Raw genomic sequence first — 25,217 nt, forward strand, 5'->3', positions numbered from 1 at the left:
CGAGTGTCGCTTAAATTTTACCGACTAAGTCGAGAGATGGCGCTAAGGTCGCTTCGCCTTCTTTCCATTTTGCAGGACACACTTCGCCAGGATGGCTTGCTACATATTGTGCGGCTTTCACTTTACGCAGTAGGTCAGATGCATCACGGCCAATACCCTCTGCAGTGATTTCTACTGCCTGAATAATACCTTCTGAATCGACGATAAAGGTACCGCGATCGGCGAGACCTTGCGCTTCACGCATAATATCGAAATTACGCGTAAGTGAACCGGTAGGGTCACCAATCATCGCATAGTTGATTTTACCGATGGTGTCGGAACTGCCATGCCACGCTTTATGGGTAAAGTGGGTATCGGTTGAGACGGAGTAAATATCGACGCCAAGCTTTTGGAACTCATCATAGTGATCGGCGACGTCGCCTAACTCTGTAGGGCAGACAAAAGTGAAGTCAGCAGGATAGAAGAAGAACACACTCCATTTACCTTCGACGTCTTTCTCGGTCAGATCGATAAATTGACCTGATTTAAAAGCGGTGTTTTTGAAAGGTTTAATTTTAGTATTGATAATGGACATGATTGGCCTCCGTAATAATGTTAGGTGCTACCTTAAGCTACCCCCCCATTTCAGGCCAATCACTCCTATGTATCGGTATAATCAGTCATACCTATCAAAGCGTTCTAATAGAGATATCCTCAGGAATAACCTGGCCTTGCCAATAGAGTTGGGTAGCAATATTCTCGGCAATCTCGCGATAAAGCTCGCTAAATTGTCCCGTTGGATCCCTAACCACGGTTGGGATACCGGCATCCAGATCTTCCCGTAATTGAATATGTAACGGAACTTTTCCCAATACCGGAATCGCATAATCTTCACTTAACGCTTTCGCCCCTTCATGTCCAAAAATCGCCTCTTGATGACCACAATGTTGACAAATATGCACACTCATATTTTCGACAATTCCTAACACCGGTACATCGACTTTGTTGAACATCACCACCCCTTTACGCGCATCCAGTAGTGCGACATCTTGCGGTGTGGTGACCACTACCGCGCCAGTAACCGGAATATTTTGCGCAAGGGTAAGCTGGATATCGCCAGTACCTGGCGGCATATCCACGACCAAATAATCAAGGTCTGGCCAAAGCGTCTCATTCAGCAGCTGTAATAATGCTTTACTGGCCATTGGACCTCGCCAGATCATGGCATTATCGTCCGTCACTAAGTAACCAATAGAGTTCGTCGCCAATCCATAACTCATAATCGGCGCCATATGCTTACCATCAGGGGAGGAAGGACGTTGCTCCGCCGTGCCTAACATTTGCGGAATAGAGGGACCATAAATATCCGCATCCAGTACGCCGACCTTGATTCCCTGATCCGCTAGCGCCAGCGCCACATTAAGTGCAGTACTCGATTTTCCCACACCGCCTTTGCCAGAACTGACAGCAATAATGTTTTTAACACCACGACACCCCGGTAATTGCTTAACGCGCTGCAATGTGGCGATCGCGTAGTCGAGGTGCCAATCAACGGCTGTTGCACCGGTTGCTTCAGTCAGTAAGGGGCTCGCCCAAGCTTGTAATGCTTTAAAGCCCTGAGGCCAAGCAAACGGGAGTATCAGTTCGATATGCAGTATCTTGTCCAGTAACACCGCGTGTTGCAGCGCGTTAAGCTCAACCAGATTTTGTCGTAACGTCGGATGCGCAAACTGAGCGAAAAGCGGGTTAACGGTGTCACGCAAATCGGTGGATTGCGGGGATGAGGGGTCAAAAGACATGGCATCGCTCCTAGAAGGCATCGGTTAAGCACGGTTAGAGGGTAACGCAAGCGCTAATCTTAACAGATTCTTACTGTCCATGCTGTTAGTTGACGTTAACCGTTTACCTTGTCGGGGCCTTCAGTTACCATTCATTATTCCTTTTGTTCATCTACAGAAAGCTACGCAAATTATGACTCAAGCCACAAAAAAATTACTGGTCACCTGTGCCCTGCCTTACGCCAACGGTTCAATTCACCTTGGGCATATGCTAGAGCATATCCAAGCGGATATATGGGTAAGGTATCAGCGAATGCGTGGCAATACAGCCTGGTTTATCTGTGCGGATGATGCACATGGCACCCCTATCATGTTGAAAGCTCAACAATTGGGGATCACGCCCGAAGCAATGATCGCAGAAATGAGTGCCGAACATCAGCGCGATTTCGCCGGTTTCAACATTAGTTACGATAATTATCACTCGACGCACTGTGAAGAGAACCGCCAGCTTTCTGAGCTGATCTATGATCGCCTGAAAGCAAATAGTTTGATCAAAACCCGCACCATCTCCCAGCTCTATGACCCAGAAAAGGGGATGTTTTTACCTGATCGTTTTGTGAAAGGCACCTGTCCAAAATGTAAGGCTGTCGATCAGTATGGCGATAATTGCGAAGTTTGTAGTGCCACCTATAGCCCGACCGAACTGATTGAGCCGAAATCCGTGGTTTCTGGTGCGACGCCAGTCATGCGCGATTCTGAACATTTCTTCTTCGATCTGCCTTCGTTCTCCGAAATGCTCAAGGCGTGGACCCGTTCAGGTGCCCTACAAGAGCAAGTCGCGAATAAAATGCAAGAATGGTTTGAAACCGGCTTACAGCAGTGGGATATTTCCCGTGATGCCCCGTACTTCGGCTTTGAAATCCCCGATGCGCCGGGTAAATTCTTTTACGTTTGGCTAGATGCGCCGATCGGCTACATGGGCTCATTCCGTAATCTGTGTAACAAGCGCACCGATATCGATTTCGATGAGTATTGGAAAAAAGACTCTACCACCGAGCTCTACCATTTTATCGGTAAAGATATTGTCTACTTCCACAGCCTGTTCTGGCCAGCAATGCTCGAAGGCAGTGACCACCGTAAACCGACCAACCTATTCGTTCACGGCTATGTCACAGTAAACGGCGCGAAAATGTCTAAGTCACGCGGGACATTTATTAAAGCGAGCACTTGGTTAGAACATCTGGATGCCGATAGCTTGCGTTACTACTATGCCGCTAAGCTCTCCTCTCGTATCGATGATATCGACCTCAATTTAGAAGATTACGTACAGCGCGTGAATGCAGATGTCGTGAATAAAGTCGTCAATCTCGCTTCGCGTAACGCTGGGTTTATTACTAAACGTTTCGACGGACAGCTCGCAGCAGAATTAGATGACCCAGCCCTGTATCAACGCTTTATTGATGCCTCAACATCGATTGGCGAGGCATGGGAAAGCCGTGAGTTTAGTCGAGCTATCCGCGAAATCATGGCCTTGGCTGATGATGCAAACCGCTATGTGGACGAACAAGCACCTTGGGTCGTCGCTAAACAAGAAGGTAGCGATGCAAAACTGCAAGCGATCTGCTCAATGGGTATCCACCTGTTCCGTGTACTCATGACATGGTTAAAACCGGTCCTGCCTGCTCTAAGTGAGCGTGCCGAGGCGTTTTTACAAAGCACGTTAACTTGGGATTCAATCGCAGAACCGCTGCTTGGCCATCGTGTCGCACCTTTCAAAGCACTTTATCAACGTATTGAAATGGCAAAAGTCGAGGCATTGATTAACGCCTCTAAACAGGATGCCGACGCGGCTACCCCTGCGCCGAAGGTTGCTAAAAAAACGGAGAAAAAAGCCGCTGCTCCGGTGGTGACCGAGGAAGCAGCCTCAGGCCCCATCACCATCGATGATTTTGCAAAAGTCGATATGCGGGTTGCGCTGATCGAAGTCGCCGAATACGTCGAGGGATCCGATAAATTACTGCGCCTAATGCTGGATGTCGGTGGAGAAAAACGGCAAATTTTCTCTGGGATCCGCGCCGCGTATCCCGATCCGTCAGTATTAGTCGGACGCTTGACCATTATCGTCGCTAACCTCGCGCCACGCAAAATGCGCTTTGGCGTGTCGGAAGGGATGGTATTGTCTGCAGGTAATGGCGGGGCTGACCTCTTTATCCTCTCGGCTGACAGTGGCGCGACGCCCGGCATGCCGGTACGATAATTTTTCATTGAACCTAAGCCGGGCATTGCCCGGCTTTTTTTCCCGTTACGTAATGAGAAAACTGTAATGAACCCTAGCTTACTTCACGCCCTCCAGGACTGCCCGCCTCAACTCGCCCAAGCCTTACGTCCTTATTTAACTGCCGACACCTTTAATGCCAGTTTTAGTGCAGAAGAGATTGCTGCATTACAACAGGCCAGCGGCCTGTCAGCGACGGATTTGGCCGTAGCTTTATTACCTATTGCAGCAAGCTATGCCATTACCCCGTTATCCCAGTTTCACGTCGGTGCGATTGCGCATGGGGTAAGTGGGCGATGGTATCTTGGCGCCAATATGGAGTTTGCGCTAGCCCCCTTGCAACAAACTGTACATGCCGAACAAAGCGCCATTACCCATGCTTGGATGAGTAATGAAACTAGCCTGACAGGCGTGATGGTTAACTACACACCTTGCGGTCATTGCCGACAATTTATGAATGAATTAAATTGCGCGCAGCAGCTCACTATTTATCTCCCTGATTGTGCCCCCCAATCACTGCATCATTACCTTCCCAATGCCTTCGGACCAAAGGATTTAGGTATCACCGATACACTGTTCGACCCGCAATCACAGCCTTTTGCGTCACACCCCGATCCACTGGTTCGCGCGGCAATAGAGGCTGCCAGTCAAAGTTATGCGCCCTATACCCGAGCCTATAGCGGTATTGCCTTAGAAATTAATGCTGAGCACTGGGTGACTGGCCGCTATGCAGAAAATGCAGCCTTTAACCCCAGCTTACCGCCTCTGCAAAGTGCGCTGATTATATTGCAATTACAGGGGTATCCAGTGAGTGCGATCACTCGCGCCGTATTAGTCGAAATCGCCGATGCGAGCATTTCTCAACAGTCAGCCAGTGAAGCAACACTCGCCGCCTTAGGGGTGCACCCACTAGAAACTGTTACGTTAACGCTTGAGTGATAACGTTCGGTTAATTTTGGTAAGAAAGTGACTCAATGCGCGGAAAATCCCAGCCGAGGGAACTATAGTTAGACGACATTACGCCACACACCGACCCCATTACGGAGTAAAGCATGGAATTTGAGTATGAAAGCGAACGTCCCCTCTATATCCCCTACGCTGGGCCAATTTTATTAGAATTCCCGCTATTAAATAAGGGCAGCGCCTTTAGCCAAGACGAACGCACTGCTTTTAACCTGAATGGCTTATTACCGGATACCGTTGAAACCATTGATGAGCAAGCGGAACGCGCTTGGCAGCAATTTAATGCGTTTCGCAATGATAACGACAAGCATGTTTTCCTGCGTAATATACAAGATACTAATGAAACGCTATTTTATCGCTTAATCGACGATCATCTCGAAGAGATGATGCCCATCATCTATACCCCTACCGTGGGCAGTGCCTGTGAACATTTCTCGGAAATCTACCGTCGGGCGCGAGGTGTTTTTATCTCCTACCCGCAACGTGATCATATCGAAGATATGTTGCAGAATGCCACTAAACAAAACGTTAAGGTCATAGTAGTGACCGATGGTGAGCGTATTCTCGGTCTAGGTGACCTAGGTATCGGTGGCATGGGGATACCGATTGGTAAATTGTCGCTCTATACCGCCTGTGGGGGGATTAGTCCGGCTTATACTCTACCAATTGTGCTCGATGTGGGTACCAACAACCAACAGCTGTTAAACGATCCCTTATATATGGGATGGCGTCATCCGCGGATCACTGGTGAAGAGTATGACCGTTTCGTCGAAGCCTTTATTTCCGCGGTTAAACGTCGCTGGCCGAACGTTCTACTTCAATTCGAAGATTTTGCGCAAAAGAATGCCATGCCATTATTGGAGCGCTATCAAGATGACCTTTGCTGCTTCAATGATGATATTCAAGGTACGGCCGCCGTTGCCGTCGGTACCTTAGTGGCAGCAAGCCGCGCGGCAGGTACCAAGCTCTCCGAACAGCGTGTCGCTTTTCTTGGTGCGGGGTCGGCTGGCTGTGGTATCGCTGAACAAATCGTGAAAGAGATGCAACATGAGGGGCTATCTGAAAAAGAGGCTCGCGCGCGAGTGTTCATGGTTGATCGCTATGGCTTACTCACCGATAAACTCACCAATTTGCTCGACTTCCAACAGCGCTTAAGTCAATCTTCGTCTGCACTGAGTGATTGGCAGAGTGACAACGACGATTACTCGTTATTCGATGTCGTGCACAATGCACATCCCTCCATTTTAATTGGGGTGTCAGGACAACCCGGACTCTTTACTGAAGAGATCATTCGCGAGATGTTCAAATACTGTGAAACACCGATTGTGATGCCGCTCTCGAACCCAACCTCACGCGCAGAAGCGACCCCCACCGATATTTTAAGCTGGACAGAGGGTAAAGCCTTAGTCGCTACCGGAAGTCCATTTGGTACGGTAACGTGGCAAAATGAAAAGTATGCCATTGCGCAGTGTAATAACGCTTATATCTTCCCAGGCATCGGTTTGGGGGTTATCGCTAGCGGCGCTCAACGGGTTACGGAAAATATGCTACTCAGTGCCTGTCGAGCCTTAGCGGATTGCTCACCGAAAGTATTACATGGCGAAGGGCCAATTCTGCCGCCTATTACCGATATTCAATCGGTATCGAAATATATCGCGTTAAAGGTGGCGCTGGCCGCACAACAAGACGGTGTGGCAACCCAAAGCAGCGAAGAACAGATCAAAGGTGCAGTAGAGGCTAATTTCTGGAAGCCCCATTATCGGCAATACCGCCGAGCGTCCATTTAATCGTCCCCATAAGGTAAGCCATTTCTTTGGCTTGCCTTGATCTCCTTGCCTGATCCAGTCCACTCAAGTACCCTACTCTCAGTAATATTCAAAGGATTTTGCACGGTATGATAAAGCGACTGCTTATTGGTCTATTCGCCCTAGTAATGCTGCTTGGGCTAACAGCTATCGGGCTTGATCAATGGATCAGCTGGAAAACAGCGCCTTATATTTATGATACCGTCTCCCAACTCCCTAAACGCCAAGTTGGCGTTGTGCTGGGTACCTCCAAATATTATCGTGGTGGTGAGCCGAACCAATATTATCTCTACCGGATCCAAGGCGCGTTGAACGCCTATAACAGTGGCAAAGTCTCCTATTTATTACTCAGTGGCGATAATGCGCTGCAGAGCTATAACGAGCCCCGAACGATGCGGCGTGATCTGATTAAAAATGGTGTACGGCCCACTGATATCGTGCTGGATTACGCTGGGTTTCGAACCTTAGATTCTATCGTTAGAACGCGCAAAGTATTTGATACCAACGATTTTATTATTATTACTCAACGCTTTCATTGTGAACGTGCGCTGTTTATCGCGTTACAACAGGGCATTCAAGCCCAATGTTTTGCCGTGCCCTCACCCAAAAATATATTAAGTATTCGTATTCGTGAGGTAGGCGCGCGACTCGCTGCTCTGGCCGATCTTTATTTGTTTAATAGCGAACCACATTTTCTCGGTCCTATGGTCCCAATACCAAGCCGAACAGAGTTCCCGAAACAGGGTCCGACCTATCCCGCCGTCACCCCTGAGCAGCTGGTTGAGCTAGAAAAACAGCAGGCTAAACGCCTGCCGTCCAGCGTGTCAGTCGACGCCAACACCACTCAAGTGGCCCCTGGCGAAAGTAACGAAGCCAACAGTACGAAAACGCCAGATTTAGCAACCACACCCAAGGCACCACCGCCAGCAGCTGCACACGCGTCAGCGCCATAAAATAGCCCATTACCGAGAAAATAGTGGTACAGATTAGGGTCTGTAATAGGTAGTTACTCAAGGCCATCCGGCCGACTTGCATCAAAAGTGGGGTAAGTCGCCAAGCTGAAAGCCGCTGCCAGTGGGCGTGAAAGAGTGCTACATAGCCTAAGGCGAGTAATGGACTGCCTAGCTCGCGAGGGATCTGCAACCAAAAACCGCTCCAGCGAAATGCCCAGCCCGTTGCATACTGTAAATAGGTTCCCACGCCAGTGATCACCAATCCAAGAGGCAGTAAGCAACGATAGCAGCGCCGATAATGGTTGACCGAACGTTGCCCCACTAACCAGCCCTGACGAGTTAAGGCCGCGCCGATCAGCATTAAACCCGCCAGTTCCCAGCCATATTGGGTCGCGAGCGCAAGTAAACGACTATCAAATTGCGAGAGACGATCGTGAATCGCTAACCAACCTCCGTTAAGGGCGAGGGACCGTTCTGCAGCGATTTCAGCCGGTTGAGGAATCCAATCACTCCCCGGCGTATGACCCGAGATAAGTGCGTAACCCGCTAATAAACCCACTCCAAAAAGATAAAAAATCACGCCAGTCCGTAGTAAGCTGTCGCTCTCTTCGCTGTAGGCTATAATCCGATAGACCGCGAGGCCGGTCAGCCCCCAGGACAATAAAATGTCACCATGCCACAACAGAATGCCGTGCAACAGTCCAAACACGACTAGCCACACTAATCGATGAGTCATCCAGGGTAAACCACGTGGCAGTTGAAAAATAATCCCGGCACCAAACAATAGCCCTAATAGCGAGAGAAACTTTAGCTCAGCAAACAAATCTAACACCGCCCATAACCATGTATCGGCATGTGAAGGGGAGCCTTGCCACGCTGGGTTTAAATAGGCAGCGGATGGCAATGCAAAACTGACAATATTAAGTAGCAGAATACCGAGTATGGCGACCCCTCGAAGGCAGTCGAGTTGCGGGTAACGAGGCATAGGGGTGAGGTTCTCAATCAGGCCAGGAAGGATCCTGGCCGTGGGATAATTAGTTATTACGAATGGTCCGTAGAAACTCTTGACGCGTATTTTGGCTTGATTTAAATAATCCGCCCAACGAGGTCGTGGTGGTAGCGCTGGTGGCATCTTTTACCCCACGCGCTTTGACACAGTAGTGTACCGCATCAATGCAGACCGCGACATTATTGGTACCAAGTAAGGTTTGCAGGGCTACTAATACCTGTTGCGTTAAGCGCTCTTGCACTTGCGGACGTTCGGCGAAAAACTGCACAATGCGGTTGATTTTAGATAAGCCAATGACTTTATCTTTAGGGATGTACGCTACCGTTGCTTTGCCATCTATTGTCACAAAGTGATGCTCGCAGGTACTGGTTAGCGTGATATCGCGCACCGTAACCATTTCATCCACATTCATTTTATTTTCAATGACGGTGATCTTGGGGAAGTTGGCATAATCTAAGCCAGAAAAAATCTCATCGACGTACATTTTCGCTAAGCGATTAGGGGTTTCCATTAAACTGTCATCGGTGAGGTCAAGATTAAGCAGCAACATCACTTCGCGCATATGTTCCGCTATTTTTTGTTTGCGTTGTTGACTGTCTACGCTGTTCACCGGCGCGTTGAGGGGGGTTTCAAGCCCGCGAGCCAGCAACGCATCATGGACCAGTATCGCTTCCTGACTTAATTCGGACATCGTCTTAATTCTCCAACAGGTGGTACACCCGTCATAATCAGTACGGGTAATCTTTTGCCATATTGTGAAGCAGTCTGCGCGGTTAATCCAGCCCTTACATCAATTGTTCGTATTTACTAGTGACTTGAGTCCCACGCCAACTGCTCCTACACTAGACCCTTGACCGATACTCAAGGCGTCTTAATGGATCTCGTACAATTAAAAATGTTTTGCGCTGTGGCGGAATGCGGCTCGATTGTCAAGGCAGCAGAACAATTACATCGCGTGCCCTCCAACTTAACCACTCGTCTTAAACAGCTTGAGCAAGAGGTCGGCAACTCGCTCTTTATCCGTGAAAAACAGCGTTTACGGCTATCGCCCATTGGGCATGATTTTTTGCATTACGCGCGTAAAATCCTGCAACTCAGTGATGAGGCTTTGCAGCTGACCCGCTCAGCCGAACCTTCGGGGACGTTAACCCTGGGTAGCCTCGAAAGTGTTGCGGCAACACGCTTACCGGCATTACTTTCTGCCTACCACCAACGTTATCCTGCGGTTCAACTCTCTTTAGTGACTGGAACTTCAGGAGAGATCCTTGATGGCGTAGTCAAAGGTGAGCTGGCCGTAGCGTTAACAGACCAGCCATCGCCGCGCCCAGATGTGATATGTGGCCATCATTACCGTGACCGTTTAGTGTTGATCACTAATCCAGTCCATCCGCCGGTAACCGTCGCGCAAGATGTGTTAGGTGAAACTTTTTTTTCCTTTCGCAGTAGCTGCTCTTATCGCCACCGTTTAGAGCATTGGTTCGCTCAGGCGGCGGTGACCCCTGGCCCTATTATGGAAATACAATCCTACCACGCCATGTTAGCCTGCGTGGCGGGAGGCGCTGGACTAGCGGTGATCCCATATTCATTATTGAGTAAGCTTTCCGATCACACGCGAGTCGCAGTCCATCAGCTTCCTGATAGCGTCAGCCATCTGCACACTGGGTTGATTTGGCGTCATGAAAGCGAGTCACCCAATGTCAGGGCATTGAGCGCATTGATGGCGGAAATCTATCCTGAGAGTTAATGGCCAGGGGCATCGCGCTCCCTGGCCGCAGTTGTCTAGCTGTCGAGACGTTTTCCGGCTTTGAAACGTGGGAAGTGCATCTCTTGATAACGAATGATATGCCCCCCCCGCACCACGCGGTAACCCAACCAGATCAATAAAAAGAGTGGAATGCCTATATAGGTCGCCGCCACGCCATACCAATCAATTTTATCAGCAAGGAAAGCCTGATAATTTTGACCAAGAGTGATAACTAAGCAGAGACCAAACGCAAACATCGGCCCTAAGGGGAAGAAACCTGAGCGATAAGGCAAATCATTCAGATCATACCCTTGTGCGATATAGCCTTTACGGAAGCGATAGTGGCTAATCGCAATACCTAACCATGCAATAAATCCGGTCATTCCCGAAGTATTCAGCAACCATAGATAAACCGTTTGATTACCAAAACGCGAGGAGAGGAAACAGAGGCCCGCGATCACAGTGGTCACAATTAAAGCATTACGCGGCACGCCATTTTTGGTTAATACCGCAAAGATTCTTGGGGCTTTACCCTCAGTAGCCAAAGTGTAGAGCATACGGGTCGAGGCATACATTCCGGAATTACCCGCCGACAACACCGCCGTTAAGATCACGGCATTCATCACTGCCGCTGCGGATAACAGTCCTGCATTCTGGAAGACCAAGGTAAAAGGACTGACACTGATATCGCCGACATCGTTACGTAATAAACGAGGATCTGTGTAGGGCAAAATCAAGCTGATCACGAGAATCGCGAATACGTAAAACAGCAAGATACGCCAAAAGACTTGACGCACGGCCCGTGGGATATTTTTCTCGGGCTCTTCTGACTCCCCGGCAGCAATACCAATAAGCTCAGTACCTTGGAATGAGAACCCGACAATCATCGCAACACCAATCATAGCAGGGAATCCTCCCACAAAAGGTGCATCACCAATCTGCCAATTTTCTATACCGCTTTGCTCTGCACCATGCAGGATCCCAACAATCATTAATACACCCACCGCGATAAAAATTACGACGGTGATGACTTTAATGAGGGAGAACCAATACTCAGCCTCGCCAAAACCTTTTACTGAGATGACGTTTAATAGGAAGATAACCGCTAAGAACGAGGCACTCCAGATCCATCCCGGTACATCGGGAAACCAGTAGCCCATCACGAGCTGCGCAGCAACCAAGTCCACGGCGATGGTCACGGCCCAGTTGTACCAATAGTTCCAGCCGAGGGCAAAACCAAACCCTTCATCAACGTATTGCGAGCCATAGGTGGAGAAAGACCCCGATACCGGCATATAAGCCGCGAGCTCACCTAAGCTGGTCATTAAAAAGTAAACCATCAAACCGATCACTGCATACGACAATAACGCGCCACCTGGTCCGGCTTGGGAGATGCTGGCGCCTGACGCGACGAATAACCCGGTTCCAATCGAACCGCCAATCGCAATCATTGTCAGGTGACGGGCTTTAAGCGAACGTTTTAAGCTCGACGCGCCCGTTTGAGAAGAACTTGAATTCATAAGATAAAACTCACCTGGCTAAAAATTTGCGCGATTGTAACAAGTGCAGTGCAGCGGTGTTGCACTATCTTCACTGTTATAAGTTACCTTCATAATAATATGGCGATCATTAGCCAGACCCTACTCGACTACATGGTGACAGTAGGTTAAAAAACGCTCAATAGCCCGAGATCGCTGTTTTTGCTGATGTTGGATCAGATAAAGCGTTCTCGTCATGGTTGGAAGGGGAGCATGGACTTCGCGCAGAAGACCACTGTCGAGCAGATCAGCAATGACATGGCGTGAGAGGCAGCTTAACCCCATACCATAACGTACCGCGTGTTTAATCGCTTCAGAATTGCCTAATTCCATCGTGACATGATAGTGATTCAGTTGACTGAGTAGCAGATGATCAACTAACTCGCGTGTTCCCGATCCTTGCTCACGCAAGATCCAAGGCGCATTAGCGAGCGCCTCAAGTGTAATGGGTTGCTTAAATATCGCCGCGCCTGGCGCGGCAAAAATCACCAGTTCATCCTGTAACCAAGGCTGACTGACAATATCGTGTTGATGGCAGGGTCCTTCAATCAAGCCGATATCCGCATTGAAGTGAGACACTGCATCAATCACTTCTCGGCTATTGCCTACCGTTAACTCTAACCGCGCGTCAGAAAAATCACGACGATAATCAGCAATAACGGCTGGCAATAGATAATTACCAATGGTGCTGCTCGCGGCGAGCGATAATGCGCCATGTCCTTGTTTGAATAAGACTTCAATATCGTTAGCATGATCCAACAAAGCCATCGCCCGTGGATAGAGTAATCTGCCATGTTCATTGATGATTAAACGCTTGCCCGCTCGGTCAAATAACTGCACACCGAGCTGACCTTCTAAGTCGGTTAACGAGGCACTCACTGCTGATTGAGAAAGCGCGAGAACTTGCGCGGCATGTGTGGTTGAACCACTCTTTAGAACTTCAGTAAAAACAGCAAGTTGTCGTAGTGTGATGTGCATACGGTGAGTCCCTGACCTTTGCTCTTGGGGATAGCATTTACAGAACCAGCTAAAGTAAACAGTTTACCAGTTTTACCGATTAATAATAGAATCATGAACGAATTAATGATTTATGCAATTACTACTCGACTCTTTATGTCAGGGACAAACGATGAAATATATTGGAGCTCATGTCAGTGCTGCCGGCGGTGTATTTAATGCGGTGACGCGGGCACATGAAATTGGTGCAACTGCTTTTGCGCTATTCACTAAAAATCAGCGTCAGTGGAAAGCACCACCGCTGCCGCAGTCGACCATCGATTTATTCCGTCAGGCTTGCAGTGACTATGGGTTTGGGCCACAACAGATTCTACCTCACGATAGTTACTTGATTAATCTTGGACATCCGGTGGCGGAAGCGTTGGACAAGTCCCGCGTAGCCTTTATTGATGAATTAGATCGTGCTGCTGCCCTAGGCATAGCATTACTCAATTTCCATCCTGGCAGCCATCTTCAACAAATTTCGACTGCGGACTGTCTTAAAAGAATCGCCGAGTCGATTAATATTGCCTTAGATAAAACGTCAGGGGTTACCGCCGTTATTGAGAATACGGCGGGTCAAGGCAGTAACCTCGGTTTCGAGTTCGAACACTTGGCGGAAATCATTCATCACGTCGAAGATAAATCGCGGGTGGGTGTCTGTATTGATACTTGTCATGCCTTCGCCGCAGGCTACGATCTTCGTACCGTCGAAGAGTGTGAAAAGACCTTTGCCGCCTTCGAACGCGTCGTAGGCTTTCAATATCTGCGTGGGATGCATTTAAATGATGCGAAAAGCCAATTTAATAGCCGAGTCGACCGTCACGATAGTCTGGGTGAAGGTAATATTGGCCAAATTCCCTTTAAGTGGTTAATGCAAGATCGACGTTTCGATAATATCCCACTTATTTTAGAAACGATTAACCCTGATATTTGGGCAGAAGAGATCGCTTGGCTGAAAGCACAACAATAACCCATCACCGTTTGCTCAATAAAAAAGGCCGTCACCCATGGGGCACGGCCTTTTAATTCTATAACCTCTCGGCTTTACGCAACGATTGGCTCAGGACGTTTAATAATCGCGTAGGCAATACCTGCCACGACGGCACCGGCTAAAATCGCTCCGATGTATCCCAGCACAGGTGTAATCGCGCCAGGAATAAGGAAGACAAAAATACCGCCATGAGGTGCCATTAATTTAGAACCGATAGCCATAGCGATAGCGCCAGTCAGCGCACCCCCTACGATGCAGCAAGGCAGCACACGTAGCGGATCACGGGCAGCAAAAGGAATCGCGCCTTCAGTGATATAGCACAGCCCAAGCACAATCGCGGCTTTACCACCTTCCTGTTGCGCTTTTGCAAACTTACGACGGGCGACCAAGGTCGCTAAGCCCATCGCTAAAGGCGGGACCATTCCAGCAGCCATTATAGCCGCCATTGGACCGTAGGTAGATGAACTTAATAGCCCGACGCCAAAAGCGTAGGCAACTTTGTTAATTGGGCCACCCATATCACTACATTGCATAGCACCCAGTACAGCGCCCAGTAAGACTGCATTCGCCGTCCCCATCGTGCCTAACCAATGGGTTAATGACTCCATAACAAAGGCAACCGGTTTACCAACCACGTAAATCATTAACAAACCCGTCACTAAACTTGCGACTAGCGGAATGATTAAGATAGGTTTAAGCGCTTCCATACTTTGCGGCAGCTTTAGCTTACCGCTGATTAATTTCGCCGTGTACCCAGCAATGAAGCCAGCAATGATGCCGCCTAAAAAGCCTGCGCTTAAGGTGGAGGCTAACATCCCTCCGATTAAACCAGGCGTTAGCCCCGGGCGGTCCGCGATGGAGAAAGCAATGTAGCCAGCTAACACGGGAACCATTAATGCAAAAGCGGTGGTTCCGCCAATTTGCATCAGTGCTGCCGCTAATGTGCCCTGTTCTTTGAACGCATTGATACCAAATGCGAAAGAAAGTGCGATACACAAGCCACCCGCCACCACCATCGGTAGCATAAAAGAAACGCCGGTGAGCAAATGACGATAAGCCCCCGATTTTTCTTTTTTATCGCCCGCATTTCCTGCGGCAGCCTGCGCTGAACTGGCTGAAGAGTGATACGTTTTTGCCTCAGTCAGTGCTTTATCAAACTCTTGTGCCGTTTTTTTCAAGGCAAGACCGGTTGAAGTGCGGTACATCGGCTTTCCGGCAAACTTCGCCAAGTCGACTTCAATATCCGCGGCAATAAAAACAATATCAGCCTCAGCCACTTCTTCTGGGGTGATAGGGTTACCGGCACCAACGGATCCACGCGTCTCCACCCGTACTGGCCAACCCCGTTTTTTCGCTTCAGCTTCAATCGCTTCAGCAGCCATAAAGGTATGGGCAACACCTGTTGGACAGGCAGTGACGGCAACAATTTTCTTCACTGTTGAAGCGGTTTCAGGCGAGGCGCTTGGCACCACTGCAGGGGCTTGCCAAGGACTTGCTGTTGAGACGGCATGATCAATCGACGATTTAGTGTCAGTCAATAATGCTTGGCTATCGACCGTCGCGACCTGTTTTCCTGCTAATTGGGCTGCAGCAAGTGCAGGATCTCCTGCGACCACAACGACTTCTGCCTCAGTTACCGAAGTCAGTGAGTAGTGAGACTGTTCACTGATAGCTTTTTCAAATACTTGGTTGACTAACTGTGCCGACGCTAAGCCCAATGACGCATCGGTGATTAATGCTATTTTCATCTTTACTTTCCTCTACTGCTGTTCGGTAACGGAGTGTAATTCGACGCGAGTCATCATTGCAGCGAGGGCTGAACGGTCCGTAATGCCAACGTTACTCTGACTTACCGCCAGAGCCGCAACCGCCGTCGCTAACCTTAAGGTATGTTCGCTAGTTTCTCCCATGAGTAAACCGTAAATCAGTCCACCCACCATGGAGTCACCCGCACCCACCGTGCTCACAATGTCACAAGCAGGTGGTTTTGCTAGCCATGCGCCGGATGCATTGACCCATAACGCCCCCTCTGCACCAAGAGAGATCACTACATGGCTAATACCTTGATCACGAAGTTGATGTGCGGCAGTGATAATATCGCTTATCTCAGGTAATGCCCGACCCGCCCACATTTCCAATTCCCGTCGATTGGGTTTTACCAACCATGGGGTAGCCAGCAAACCTGCATCAAGCGCCGCACGGCTACTGTCGAAGACTACACACGGGCATTGCTGGCGTAGCGCTTTCATCCAGTCGGTAAACTCGTCTAGGGCGATCCCCTGTGGCAAGCTGCCGCTGACACAGACCATATCGAAGTCGCCTAGCCAACTGAGCGAGTCTTGTTTGAAACGCTGCCAATTTTCTTCGCTGACGTTAAAGCCTGAAAAGTTGAGATCGGTGACGTCGCCACCCGTTTCAGTCACTTTAATATTGAGTCGAGTTCGGCCATCAATGACATTGAAACGGTTATGTAACCCCAATTCATCAAATAACTGCTCGAAACCCTCTTGGTTTTCACGCCCCAGCAATCCTCCTACCGTGACATCCACCCCTAAATTTTTCAAAACTTTTGCAACATTGATCCCTTTACCTGCGGCATGCAGCCCAGTGGTCTCAACCAGATTGACCTCGCCACGTTCAATTTCTGGGGTGAATCCCACTAAATCATACGCAGGGTTTAAGGTAATAGTGGCTACACGGCGACTCATTCAGCCCCCTCCCCCAATCCACTCGCGATGGCCGCGCCTATCGCTTTCATCGCTTGCTCGGCTTGTGGACCACTGGTTGTAAAGCGTAAGCGGTGCCCTTTCTTCACCCCTAAGGCCACCACTTTCATTAAGCTACGACCATTCGCCGGCTTACCACTGCCGTCCAAATTGATCACGCTCACGTCACAGTCGAACTGTTTAATCACCGTGACGAGCGCAGTACCAGGACGCGCATGGAGTCCGTGTTCATTTTTGATCACAAACTCTTCGGTCACTGTATCGTCACTAAGACTCACTTCACTGGTTAACAGCGCCAGCACACCGGCCGCGTCGGCACTAAATAACGCAGATGCTTGATTATTATTGATCCAGTGTGTGAGGTAATTGACAACGGTAAGTGGCTGCGTATCTGCAGTTGAACAGGTAATTAACAGAGACACCGACTCGCCAGAATCAAGCGTTATCGTAGCGGAAGGTCGGCTGACCGCAACGGCGCTAAAAAGGTTACCCTCAGCACAATCTTGCAGCCAAACGCCTTGTCCAACATGCAACGGTTTCTGTACCAGCGTATTGGCAACAAAGTGTGGCGAAACCGCGTGGATAGATTGTAATCGCCCAGCATTCAATGCTTGCAAGGTGATAAGATCAGCAGTGTTGACATCCAAAGAGATTAGGGACGTATCAAAACGGAATTCCGCGGGCTGCTTTTCACCCATTAAAATGGCACGCAGATCTTCGGCTGAGGCCGTTTTAATCGTTTCTGCAATGCTGTCATCGCTTAAAACATGCGTTAACTGACGCAGCAAGGCTAGATGCTCATCAGATTTTGCCGCAATGCCAATCACGACATAAGCCGTTTGATCAGCCCCCCATTCAATACCCTGGGGGAATTGGAAAACCTGTACTCCAGTGTTGAGGACCAAATCACGAGTATCTGTGGTGCCGTGTGGGATGGCTATACCGTTACCCAGATAGGTAGAGGTCTGCTGCTCGCGCGCCAACATTCCACTCACATAGCCCTCACCCACATTGCCAGCGCTGGCGAGTGCCGCAGCAACCTGACGAATCGCCTCTTCTTTATTGGTGGCTGAGGCGCCAGTATGAATCGCCTGAACTTCGAGCTGGAACATAATTTTCCTCACATAGGTTGAATCGTTTCAGCAACTAAATTAGCGCATTTTATATCAAAAAATTAAATTAATATTTTTGAATCAACGCACAAATTTCAACTTTAAATCAGCGTTTATTGAATTCGCCACTCGCCATTAATGTGGCGAGATCGCCGCATCGAGCTCAAGCAGATACACCAGAGCCTCTTCGCGACTGGTTGCACACATATCATAATGAGGCTGCAACCCCGCACAGACGGCAGGACGTAGGGGGGAAGTAAAAATCAAACAGAGGTTATTCTCGTCTAATTGCACGCAGCGAACACCTGCTGGCTTGCCCTCAGGCATTCCTGGAATGGGCGAAGAAATTGAGGGAGCGATACAGCATGCTCCACAGTGGCTACGGCACTCCATAGACGCTCTTTACTTGAATAAGGTGGATGACGGAGAGTATCTGGATGTCGTCATTATTATGCAACATAAATTTCAGCTCAATGAGTGTGAAAAATTTAGCTAAAGATAACGAATGAATCGCTATTTTGCTTGTGTAGAGATAAAGGGGCGAGTATTTTTCCCGAATTCATTTAATTCTCTTATTTTGAGGTCCTCAATGCCTAAAGCAAACGAAATTAAGCGCGGTATGGCGGTAAGCTGGAACGGTAAACTACTATTAGTGAAAGATATCGATGTACAGAGCCCTAGTGCTCGGGGTGCTGCAACCTTGTATAAAATGCGCTTCACCGATATTCGTAGCGGACTAAAAGTCGAAGAACGCTTCAAAGGCGACGATATTATCGACAGTATCCAACTCAACCGTCGAGCCGTCAGTTTTTCTTATACGGATGGTAATGAATATGTATTCATGGACGATGAAGACTATACCCCTTATAGCTTCAATCACGACCAAATAGAAGAAGAGTTACTCTTTATTCCTGAAGCCGGCCTACCTGGGATGCACGTTTTATTAATGGATGACCAGGTTTTAGCCTTAGAACTCCCACAGACGGTTGATTTAGTTATTGTAGACACCGTTCCAGGTATTAAAGGTGCCTCAGCGAGTGCGAGAACGAAAGCGGCAACGCTCTCTACAGGTTTAACGGTACAAGTCCCTGAATACTTGAGTAATAGTGATAAGATCCGTATTCATATACCTGAACGTCGTTATATGAGTAGAGCCGATTAATCCATTGCGGGGGATGACCTATGCGACAGTCTAATTTTCCAATTATCATCATCTTGAATCTGCTCGGTATTTGCCTATTTTTCTCATGGTATCTCCCGACCCATCACGGTTTATGGTTTTCATTAGATAAATCTATTTTTTATAGTTTTAACCATGAAATGGTGAAATCCCATGCGTTTGCAGTATTTGTTGCAATCACTAACTATCGTGGATTTGATATCGTCTCATTTCTGGTAATGGCCGCTTACTTTTATTCTTTTTGGAGACTCAAAGATCGTAATGGGCGTCAGTGGATGTTAGCCGTCGGCATCACCATGCTCATTACGGCTATTGTATTAAATCAACTCGGTCACCTTATTCCAGTAAGCCATAGCAGCCCTTCTTTATTCTTCGCCGATGCACAACGAGCAGGTTCTCTCACCGGTATCCCTACTAAAGATGGTTCTGCAGACAGCTTTCCTGGGGATCATGGGATGATGTTAATGATTTATGCCTGTTTTATGGGACGCTACTTTGGCCGTAAAGCATTTATTGTTGGGCTTATCATTTTGGCTATTTTTGCCTTACCCCGTGTGATGGTAGGCGCCCATTGGTTTACCGATATTTCTGTCGGCTCGCTTTCAGTGGTATTGGTCGGGATGAGTTGGTGTTTATTGACTCCATTGACTGATATTCTTGTTAATTGGATTTATCGCAAACTTCCAGGCACTCAATAATCCTTCTGGTTATTTTTTCCTTTTCCGGGAGGTTTTACTCCCGGATCTTCCCCACTAAACCCGTTAAAAATAAAGCTATCAGACATTTTTCCTATTAAGATCAAAAAAAATCTTAAAAACTCTCGCCAGTTAACATTTTCTACGGTAATCTCAAATAACGCTTAGCCCTTGTTATGAGGGGTTTCAGCTTTAAAGAGCTTCAAAGAAATTTACATCTAGATATAATTCATAAATTGTCTTCTTGATAATCTCTGATAATCTCTTAATCTGTTCATTGGCGAACGACATATTTGTCGTAAGGACATCGAAGGAAACTGCTTAATATGGTCAAATCTCAACCAATTGTGAGATACTTGTGGCGGGCTGTTCCAGCAATTGCCTTAGCAACGCTGCTAAGTGCATGTACTAGCCACCCAACTACCACAGCGAATTTAGAGAAACATGACGTTAACAACCGGAATGGTTTTTTACTTCAAGCTTCTCAGGATCAATTTGAAGAACTGGTTCATAATGTCGATATTAAATCGAAAATAATGAATCAATATGCGAGTTGGAAAGGTGTTCGTTACCGTATGGGCGGTGAATCACGTCGCGGTATTGACTGTTCCGCCTTCGTACAGCGTACTTTCCGTGAACAGTTTGGCTTATCACTACCTCGTTCCACCGCGGATCAACAAGATACTGGACGTTTTATTAACAAAAGTAAGCTTCGTCCTGGTGATTTAGTGCTATTTCGGTCTGGCTCGACAGGACGTCACGTAGGTATTTATTTAGGCAACAACGATTTTGTTCATGCTTCAACAAGCAGTGGAGTCATGATTTCAAACCTTAATGACAATTATTGGAAAGCTCGCTATCGCGAAGCACGCCGGGTCCTCAGTAACTCGCACAGTTAATTTTCATAAGGTCTGACAAATGTTCGCCAAAAAAAACGCTGTCCTTCGCAGCGTTTTTTTATTTCGGTCATTTAGCCCAATGGCTGCTGTAATTCTGGCGGCAAGTTAATACTTAATATTTCTTCTTGCGTTAACTCGCGATACTCACCGGGTGCTAAGTCCTCATCGAGCGCAATGTCGCCGACTCGTTCACGATGCAAATCTTCCACGTGGTTTCCACATGCCGCAAACATTCTTTTGACTTGGTGATAACGCCCCTCACTCAAGGTGACTCTAGCCTGATTATTGTCCAATAATTCCAATACCGCCGGCTTAGTCGGGACGGACTCCCCTTGTAGCATGATACCCTGTGCAAAACGCGTGATCAGCGCAGGATCAACCGCCTCGGCCAAGGTCACCAAGTACGTTTTTTCACAATGATGGCGTGGCGAAGTAATACGGTGTGACCATTGGCCATCGTCAGTTAATAGCACCAGGCCGGTGGTATCGATATCCAGTCGTCCTGCTGCATGTAACTTCCATGCCATGGGTTCCTCGATAAAATAGAGAATAGTGGGATGCTGCTCGTCTTCTGTCGCACACACATAGCCTACCGGCTTGTTCAACATAAAATAACGCGGGCCATGCTGTTGATGAAGCACGTTACCGTCATAGGCCACTTCATGTTCGGGTAATACTTTAAAAGCCGCTTCACGTACCACCTCTCCATCGACTGTGACGTTACGTGCTCGAACTTCACGGCCAGCAATGGCACGGCTGATTTCAAGTTGTTGGGAGATAAATTTATCGAGTCGCATGGATCTGTAAGCCTATTAGGGAGTTTATAGAGTGAGTTATGCTAGTATACCCCGAAGCGACACCGACTGTCAGTGTGTAACCCTGCCTGTAATCGAGTTCATAACCGATGAGTTTTACCCTACGACCTTATCAACAAGAAGCCGTTGAGGCTGCAGTACATTATTTTCGCCAAGAACAACGCCCTGCGGTGATTGTTTTACCCACCGGTGCAGGGAAAAGTTTGGTCATCGCCGAACTGGCACGCATAGCTCGGGGGCGGGTACTGGTGTTGGCGCATGTCAAAGAGTTGGTCAGACAAAACCATGCCAAGTATCAGGCTTTAGGCTTAGAAGCCGATATATTCTCTGCGGGATTGGCGCAAAAAGAGAGCCAGAGTAAAGTCGTTTTTGGTAGCGTACAGTCGGTTGCCCGCCATCTTGACCAGTTTGATGCGGCTTTTTCCTTAGTCATCGTTGATGAATGTCACCGCATTGGCGATAACGATCAGAGCCAATACCAACAAATCTTGGACTATCTCAAACACCGTAATACGCAACTTCGCCTACTAGGACTGACCGCCACCCCCTTCCGGCTGGGAAAAGGGTGGATATACCATTTTCATTACCACGGGATGGTACGGGGAACGGAAGATGCCTTATTTTATAAGTGTATTTACGAACTTCCGCTACGCTATATGATTAAGCATGGCTATCTTGTCGAGCCTCAACGCTTAGATATGCCTATTTTACGCTATGACTTTTCCTCATTAGTCGCCAATCAACAGGGACTATTTACTGAGAAGGCGTTAAATCTCAGTTTATCGCAGCAAAAACGTGTCACGCCGTCGATTGTTGCAGAGATTATTCAACACGCAGCGAGCTGTCGTGGCGTCATGATTTTTGCTGCAACGGTACGCCATGCAGAAGAGATCCTCAGTTACCTCCCTGCCGAGAGTGCTTTAGTGTCGGGGAATACACCGAGCGCCGAGCGCGACGATATTTTACAGCGTTTTACTTCTCAACAAATCACTTACTTGGTCAATGTCGCAGTACTGACCACAGGTTTCGATGCCCCACATGTTGATTTGATCGCTATCCTTCGGCCGACTGAATCGGTCAGCCTTTATCAACAAATTATTGGTCGCGGGCTACGCCTCTATCCTGGAAAAACGGCCTGTGCGATCCTTGATTATGCGGGTAACAATTACGATCTTTATCTTCCTGAAATTGGAAGCCCACAAGGTGATAGCGAAAACCAGCCTGTCCAGGTTTTTTGTCCGCAATGCCAGTTCGCCAATATTTTTTGGGGTAAAGCCCTCGCCGATGGGACGGTTATCGAGCACTTTGGCCGGCGTTGCCAAGGTATTATCGAGCTCGCCGGTCAGCCTCAACAATGCGATTTCCGTTTTCGTTTCAAATCCTGTCCGCACTGTAATGCGGAGAATGATATTGCCGCAAAAATCTGCCAACACTGCGACAGTGTGTTGGTCGATCCCGACGATATGTTAAAAGCAGCGCTTAAACTCCGCGATGCAACGGTACTTCGTTGCTCAGGAATGGTGCTACAGGATGGGAGCGATTCAAAGGGAGAGTGGCTACGTATTACTTATATTGACGAAGATGGGGCCGAAATACCGGAAACTTTCCGGTTGCAGTCTCCCGCTCAGCGTCACGTGTTTGAACAACAGTTTCTTCGCGTACACAGTCGTGCGCCGGGAGTTCCCCTAACGTGGCAGTCAGTAAGCGATATTGTTGCTCAACAGACCCTCTTACGGCATCCCGACTTTGTCGTAGCCCATCGACAAAAAGTCTTTTGGAAAATTCGCCATAAAGTCTTCGATTACCAAGGACGCTTTAGGCGTGCGGATTCAGCAAGCTAGATCATTTGCCCTGTCTCCCTTTACCCGCTATAATGCCGCGCGCTTTATCTCAAATAGAGCGTCATTGAATAATCCTTCCGTTGCTGGGTCGCCTGTAGCGGAATTACTCTAAGAGAAAAATTATGTTTACTATCGAAGCACAAGTCCGTACAGAGCAGGGAAAGGGTGCGAGCCGCCGCCTGCGTTTAGCTAACCAATTCCCAGCCATCGTTTACGGCGGAAATGAAGCTGCAGTATCAGTAGTTTTAGACCACGATTTCGTTAACAACCTGCAAACTAAGCCAGAATTCTACACAGACGTTCTGACTCTGGTTATCGACGGTAAAGAAACTAAAGTCAAAGTTCAGGCTGTTCAACGTCACCCGTTCAAGCCAAAACTACATCACATCGACTTCGTTCGCGCTTAATTGCTGAAGAAGACGATATAAAAAACGCCGCTTTCGCGGCGTTTTTTTATTGCTCTTTTAAGCGCCTTTGTAATTGGTCGCGTAAATTTGGAGGTGTGCCTTTAATCGTTAAGGTATCGGTAGTGGGATCCCAGAAGATACGTTCATTAAGCAGCAACGCATCGAAATTCATCGTCAGTCCGCCACCACTTCCTGAAAATTTTGTTAATTGACGTAGCGTTGAGCGATCGGCAGGAAAACTCTCCTCAAACTCATAACCTTGCTGTTCTGTGAAACCGACAAAACTTTGCTCATTCACTTCCGGTAATTGATGCGAGAGTTCTGTAATGGTGATTTCATCCCCAGATTTCAATTGATCACTGCAGTATTGATGAACCTGTTGGCGATACTCCTGACGAGACTGTTTATCAAGGCTGACCTCTTCACAATAATCGTCTACCGCTTGCAATAAGGTTCTATTTTGCGCCTTGGTATCTAAGCCTTGGCTAGCACCTAAAAAGTCCATAAAGAAATCCGCGACTTTGCGCCCTACTCGGCCACGTAAAAAAGTAAGGTAACGGGTGGAGTCAGGTTGTGTTTCCCATTCCGTTAAATCAATCCGGGCGACAATATCGGCGTGATTGATATCAAGGTAATGGGTTGTACTAATCTCCAGCGCCTCATTGACACGCATACTTGATTGGCTGTTCAGGACAGAAATCAATAAATATTCAACGGCTAGATAACGGTACTGAGCAAAGAGGACAATCCCACCTTCGGCAAAGGGATACTTTGCTAATTCATCGCGCAAGCGACCGGTTGCCGCGCGGGTAAAGGCAAGGAAATCTTGTTGACCGCCACGACACTCGCGCAGCGTATCGCGCAATTCACTCTCTTCGTTGAATAACCCATAGGCTTTATTCTTTGCACTATAGACGCGATGTAACTCCTCCAACATCACTTCAACCTCGTGTGTTGGCGTCAACAATGAATCACGCAGAATAAGCGATAACTCGTCCTCATCACGCTTAATTAGCTGATGAACCACAATCTGGTCAATATCCAGACTCATAGATAACTCCCTAAACGAATGATGCACTATTGAATCACGCAGGTGTCATGCTGACAATGAGATTTGCTAAGCATAAGGAGGTAAATTCGATCAGAGGAGACGATTGAATGGCTAAGCTGACACAACTTTCAGCATTTACTGAGTAATTCCTAATGAAAAATTGCAGATATAAACCCTGTTTTACAGTAGACTAGCTACTTTTTACAATGATATTAGTTGATACTATGCCACAGTTATCTCGTTATAGTGATTCACGCGTCGAGAAGCTTCTCGACCAGCTTTCTCAAGTCCTTGAAATGGATAAGGCTCCTACCGATCTCTCCTTGATGGTGCTCGGTAATATGGTCACGAATTTAATTAATTCCAGTGTTTCACCCGCTCAGCGCCATGCGTTGGCTCGCTCCTTCGCTGCGGCTCTTGAAGCCTCAGTCAGCGAAGATTCAGCTCACTAATCACT

At 48.0% G+C, this 25,217-nt stretch carries 23 protein-coding genes and 1 pseudogene; 12 read left to right on the forward strand and 12 right to left on the reverse strand.

Annotation, left to right across the window (positions count from 1 at the left end; genetic code table 11):
* Nucleotides 1–10: 10 nt before the first annotated feature.
* Nucleotides 11–574 (reverse strand): alkyl hydroperoxide reductase subunit C, encoded by a 564-nt coding sequence (gene ahpC, locus HH682_RS06030; RefSeq protein WP_214236699.1) that lies wholly within the window; start codon nt 572–574, stop codon nt 11–13.
* A 94-nt stretch (nt 575–668) separates the two neighbouring features.
* Nucleotides 669–1,778 carry an iron-sulfur cluster carrier protein ApbC gene (apbC, locus tag HH682_RS06035; RefSeq protein WP_214236700.1) on the reverse strand — a complete coding sequence of 370 codons (1,110 nt, stop codon included), beginning with the start codon at nt 1,776–1,778 and terminating at the stop codon, nt 669–671.
* A gap of 172 nt (nt 1,779–1,950) precedes the next feature.
* On the opposite strand from apbC, the gene metG reads away from it, so the two are divergent.
* From metG to sanA, 4 genes are all read left to right on the forward strand, one after another.
* Nucleotides 1,951–4,014: a methionine--tRNA ligase gene (gene metG, locus HH682_RS06040; protein ID WP_214236801.1), complete on the forward strand. Its 2,064-nt coding sequence runs from the start codon at nt 1,951–1,953 to the stop codon at nt 4,012–4,014.
* A 66-nt stretch (nt 4,015–4,080) separates the two neighbouring features.
* Nucleotides 4,081–4,971: a cytidine deaminase gene (cdd, locus tag HH682_RS06045; protein WP_214236701.1), complete on the forward strand. Its 891-nt coding sequence runs from the start codon at nt 4,081–4,083 to the stop codon at nt 4,969–4,971.
* A 113-nt stretch (nt 4,972–5,084) separates the two neighbouring features.
* Nucleotides 5,085–6,782, forward strand: a complete 1,698-nt coding sequence (locus HH682_RS06050) for an NAD-dependent malic enzyme (RefSeq protein WP_214236702.1) — start codon at nt 5,085–5,087, stop codon at nt 6,780–6,782.
* Nucleotides 6,783–6,889: 107 nt separating this feature from the next.
* A complete protein-coding gene (sanA, locus tag HH682_RS06055) occupies nt 6,890–7,753 on the forward strand; it encodes an outer membrane permeability protein SanA (protein ID WP_214236703.1) in 864 nt (287 codons plus the stop codon).
* Here sanA and yeiB read toward each other — a convergent pair.
* Together yeiB and folE are read right to left on the reverse strand one after the other, a co-directional pair.
* A pseudogene (gene yeiB, locus HH682_RS15780) lies at nt 7,677–8,885 on the reverse strand (DUF418 domain-containing protein YeiB); the annotation flags it as partial. The gene sanA and the pseudogene yeiB sit on opposite strands and share 77 nt — an antisense overlap.
* The gene (gene folE, locus HH682_RS06060; protein WP_214236704.1) at nt 8,788–9,453 is read right to left on the reverse strand and encodes a GTP cyclohydrolase I FolE; all 666 of its coding nucleotides are present in this window, start codon (nt 9,451–9,453) and stop codon (nt 8,788–8,790) included. The pseudogene yeiB and the gene folE, both read right to left, overlap by 98 nt.
* 183 nt (nt 9,454–9,636) lie before the next feature.
* Between folE and ptrR the strand changes: the two genes are divergently transcribed.
* A complete protein-coding gene (gene ptrR / locus HH682_RS06065; protein WP_214236705.1) occupies nt 9,637–10,506 on the forward strand; it encodes a putrescine utilization regulator PtrR in 870 nt (289 codons plus the stop codon).
* 35 nt (nt 10,507–10,541) lie between these two features.
* Here the strand turns inward: ptrR and HH682_RS06070 are convergent, their stop codons facing one another.
* Complete coding sequence (locus HH682_RS06070) at nt 10,542–12,026, reverse strand: amino acid permease (protein ID WP_214236706.1); 1,485 nt, start codon at nt 12,024–12,026, stop codon at nt 10,542–10,544.
* 120 nt (nt 12,027–12,146) lie between these two features.
* Nucleotides 12,147–13,022 (reverse strand): DNA-binding transcriptional regulator YeiE, encoded by an 876-nt coding sequence (yieE, locus tag HH682_RS06075; protein ID WP_214236707.1) that lies wholly within the window; start codon nt 13,020–13,022, stop codon nt 12,147–12,149.
* Between the two features lie 151 nt (nt 13,023–13,173).
* On the opposite strand from yieE, the gene nfo reads away from it, so the two are divergent.
* On the forward strand, nt 13,174–14,013 hold the full coding sequence (nfo, locus tag HH682_RS06080; protein ID WP_214236708.1) for a deoxyribonuclease IV: 840 nt from the start codon (nt 13,174–13,176) through the stop codon (nt 14,011–14,013).
* 74 nt (nt 14,014–14,087) lie between these two features.
* Here the strand turns inward: nfo and fruA are convergent, their stop codons facing one another.
* The 4 genes from fruA to HH682_RS06100 all read right to left on the reverse strand — a co-directional run bounded on the left by fruA (nt 14,088) and on the right by HH682_RS06100 (nt 18,265).
* Nucleotides 14,088–15,782: a PTS fructose transporter subunit IIBC gene (fruA, locus tag HH682_RS06085; RefSeq protein ID WP_214236709.1), complete on the reverse strand. Its 1,695-nt coding sequence runs from the start codon at nt 15,780–15,782 to the stop codon at nt 14,088–14,090.
* 12 nt (nt 15,783–15,794) lie between these two features.
* Nucleotides 15,795–16,742 carry a 1-phosphofructokinase gene (gene fruK, locus HH682_RS06090; protein ID WP_214236710.1) on the reverse strand — a complete coding sequence of 316 codons (948 nt, stop codon included), beginning with the start codon at nt 16,740–16,742 and terminating at the stop codon, nt 15,795–15,797.
* On the reverse strand, nt 16,739–17,872 hold the full coding sequence (gene fruB, locus HH682_RS06095; RefSeq protein ID WP_214236711.1) for a fused PTS fructose transporter subunit IIA/HPr protein: 1,134 nt from the start codon (nt 17,870–17,872) through the stop codon (nt 16,739–16,741). Before fruB ends, fruK begins: the two co-directional genes overlap by 4 nt.
* A gap of 135 nt (nt 17,873–18,007) precedes the next feature.
* Nucleotides 18,008–18,265 carry a YkgJ family cysteine cluster protein gene (locus HH682_RS06100; protein WP_214236712.1) on the reverse strand — a complete coding sequence of 86 codons (258 nt, stop codon included), beginning with the start codon at nt 18,263–18,265 and terminating at the stop codon, nt 18,008–18,010.
* A gap of 196 nt (nt 18,266–18,461) precedes the next feature.
* Here HH682_RS06100 and yeiP point away from each other — a divergent pair, with 196 nt between their 5' ends.
* From yeiP to mepS, 3 genes are all read left to right on the forward strand, one after another.
* A complete protein-coding gene (gene yeiP / locus HH682_RS06105; RefSeq protein WP_214236713.1) occupies nt 18,462–19,034 on the forward strand; it encodes an elongation factor P-like protein YeiP in 573 nt (190 codons plus the stop codon).
* 20 nt (nt 19,035–19,054) lie between these two features.
* Complete coding sequence (locus HH682_RS06110) at nt 19,055–19,750, forward strand: phosphatase PAP2 family protein (protein WP_214236714.1); 696 nt, start codon at nt 19,055–19,057, stop codon at nt 19,748–19,750.
* A 323-nt stretch (nt 19,751–20,073) separates the two neighbouring features.
* Entirely contained in the window at nt 20,074–20,646 is a 573-nt protein-coding gene (gene mepS / locus HH682_RS06115) for a bifunctional murein DD-endopeptidase/murein LD-carboxypeptidase (RefSeq protein WP_214236715.1), read from the forward strand.
* Nucleotides 20,647–20,717: 71 nt separating this feature from the next.
* Here the strand turns inward: mepS and rsuA are convergent, their stop codons facing one another.
* Entirely contained in the window at nt 20,718–21,443 is a 726-nt protein-coding gene (gene rsuA / locus HH682_RS06120; RefSeq protein ID WP_214236716.1) for a 16S rRNA pseudouridine(516) synthase RsuA, read from the reverse strand.
* A gap of 107 nt (nt 21,444–21,550) precedes the next feature.
* Between rsuA and radD the strand changes: the two genes are divergently transcribed.
* Nucleotides 21,551–23,302 (forward strand): DNA repair helicase RadD, encoded by a 1,752-nt coding sequence (gene radD / locus HH682_RS06125; RefSeq protein WP_214236717.1) that lies wholly within the window; start codon nt 21,551–21,553, stop codon nt 23,300–23,302.
* A 122-nt stretch (nt 23,303–23,424) separates the two neighbouring features.
* Nucleotides 23,425–23,709 carry a 50S ribosomal protein L25 gene (rplY, locus tag HH682_RS06130; RefSeq protein WP_214236718.1) on the forward strand — a complete coding sequence of 95 codons (285 nt, stop codon included), beginning with the start codon at nt 23,425–23,427 and terminating at the stop codon, nt 23,707–23,709.
* A 46-nt stretch (nt 23,710–23,755) separates the two neighbouring features.
* Here the strand turns inward: rplY and yejK are convergent, their stop codons facing one another.
* Nucleotides 23,756–24,760, reverse strand: coding sequence for a nucleoid-associated protein YejK (gene yejK, locus HH682_RS06135; RefSeq protein WP_214236719.1), 1,005 nt, complete (start codon nt 24,758–24,760; stop codon nt 23,756–23,758).
* Between the two features lie 224 nt (nt 24,761–24,984).
* On the opposite strand from yejK, the gene HH682_RS06140 reads away from it, so the two are divergent.
* The gene (locus HH682_RS06140; protein ID WP_214236720.1) at nt 24,985–25,212 is read left to right on the forward strand and encodes a YejL family protein; all 228 of its coding nucleotides are present in this window, start codon (nt 24,985–24,987) and stop codon (nt 25,210–25,212) included.
* Nucleotides 25,213–25,217: the final 5 nt, after the last annotated feature.

This window comes from Rosenbergiella gaditana (genome assembly GCF_018494065.1).
Lineage (GTDB): Bacteria > Pseudomonadota > Gammaproteobacteria > Enterobacterales > Enterobacteriaceae > Rosenbergiella > Rosenbergiella gaditana.

Excerpts from the sequence above, each read along its gene's own strand:
- rsuA (WP_214236716.1), bottom strand. The coding sequence starts at position 21,443 with ATGCGACTCGATAAATTTATCTCCCAACAACTTGAAATCAGCCGTGCC.
- metG (WP_214236801.1), top strand. The coding sequence starts at position 1,951 with ATGACTCAAGCCACAAAAAAATTACTGGTCACCTGTGCCCTGCCTTAC.
- folE (WP_214236704.1), bottom strand. The coding sequence starts at position 9,453 with ATGTCCGAATTAAGTCAGGAAGCGATACTGGTCCATGATGCGTTGCTG.
- fruA (WP_214236709.1), bottom strand. The coding sequence starts at position 15,782 with ATGAAAATAGCATTAATCACCGATGCGTCATTGGGCTTAGCGTCGGCA.
- yeiP (WP_214236713.1), top strand. The coding sequence starts at position 18,462 with ATGCCTAAAGCAAACGAAATTAAGCGCGGTATGGCGGTAAGCTGGAAC.
- HH682_RS06100 (WP_214236712.1), bottom strand. The coding sequence starts at position 18,265 with ATGGAGTGCCGTAGCCACTGTGGAGCATGCTGTATCGCTCCCTCAATT.
- HH682_RS06070 (WP_214236706.1), bottom strand. The coding sequence starts at position 12,026 with ATGAATTCAAGTTCTTCTCAAACGGGCGCGTCGAGCTTAAAACGTTCG.
- HH682_RS06050 (WP_214236702.1), top strand. The coding sequence starts at position 5,085 with ATGGAATTTGAGTATGAAAGCGAACGTCCCCTCTATATCCCCTACGCT.
- rplY (WP_214236718.1), top strand. The coding sequence starts at position 23,425 with ATGTTTACTATCGAAGCACAAGTCCGTACAGAGCAGGGAAAGGGTGCG.
- radD (WP_214236717.1), top strand. The coding sequence starts at position 21,551 with ATGAGTTTTACCCTACGACCTTATCAACAAGAAGCCGTTGAGGCTGCA.
- fruK (WP_214236710.1), bottom strand. The coding sequence starts at position 16,742 with ATGAGTCGCCGTGTAGCCACTATTACCTTAAACCCTGCGTATGATTTA.
- mepS (WP_214236715.1), top strand. The coding sequence starts at position 20,074 with ATGGTCAAATCTCAACCAATTGTGAGATACTTGTGGCGGGCTGTTCCA.
- nfo (WP_214236708.1), top strand. The coding sequence starts at position 13,174 with ATGAAATATATTGGAGCTCATGTCAGTGCTGCCGGCGGTGTATTTAAT.
- HH682_RS06140 (WP_214236720.1), top strand. The coding sequence starts at position 24,985 with ATGCCACAGTTATCTCGTTATAGTGATTCACGCGTCGAGAAGCTTCTC.
- ptrR (WP_214236705.1), top strand. The coding sequence starts at position 9,637 with ATGGATCTCGTACAATTAAAAATGTTTTGCGCTGTGGCGGAATGCGGC.
- yieE (WP_214236707.1), bottom strand. The coding sequence starts at position 13,022 with ATGCACATCACACTACGACAACTTGCTGTTTTTACTGAAGTTCTAAAG.
- apbC (WP_214236700.1), bottom strand. The coding sequence starts at position 1,778 with ATGTCTTTTGACCCCTCATCCCCGCAATCCACCGATTTGCGTGACACC.
- HH682_RS06110 (WP_214236714.1), top strand. The coding sequence starts at position 19,055 with ATGCGACAGTCTAATTTTCCAATTATCATCATCTTGAATCTGCTCGGT.
- cdd (WP_214236701.1), top strand. The coding sequence starts at position 4,081 with ATGAACCCTAGCTTACTTCACGCCCTCCAGGACTGCCCGCCTCAACTC.
- fruB (WP_214236711.1), bottom strand. The coding sequence starts at position 17,872 with ATGTTCCAGCTCGAAGTTCAGGCGATTCATACTGGCGCCTCAGCCACC.
- ahpC (WP_214236699.1), bottom strand. The coding sequence starts at position 574 with ATGTCCATTATCAATACTAAAATTAAACCTTTCAAAAACACCGCTTTT.
- sanA (WP_214236703.1), top strand. The coding sequence starts at position 6,890 with ATGATAAAGCGACTGCTTATTGGTCTATTCGCCCTAGTAATGCTGCTT.
- yejK (WP_214236719.1), bottom strand. The coding sequence starts at position 24,760 with ATGAGTCTGGATATTGACCAGATTGTGGTTCATCAGCTAATTAAGCGT.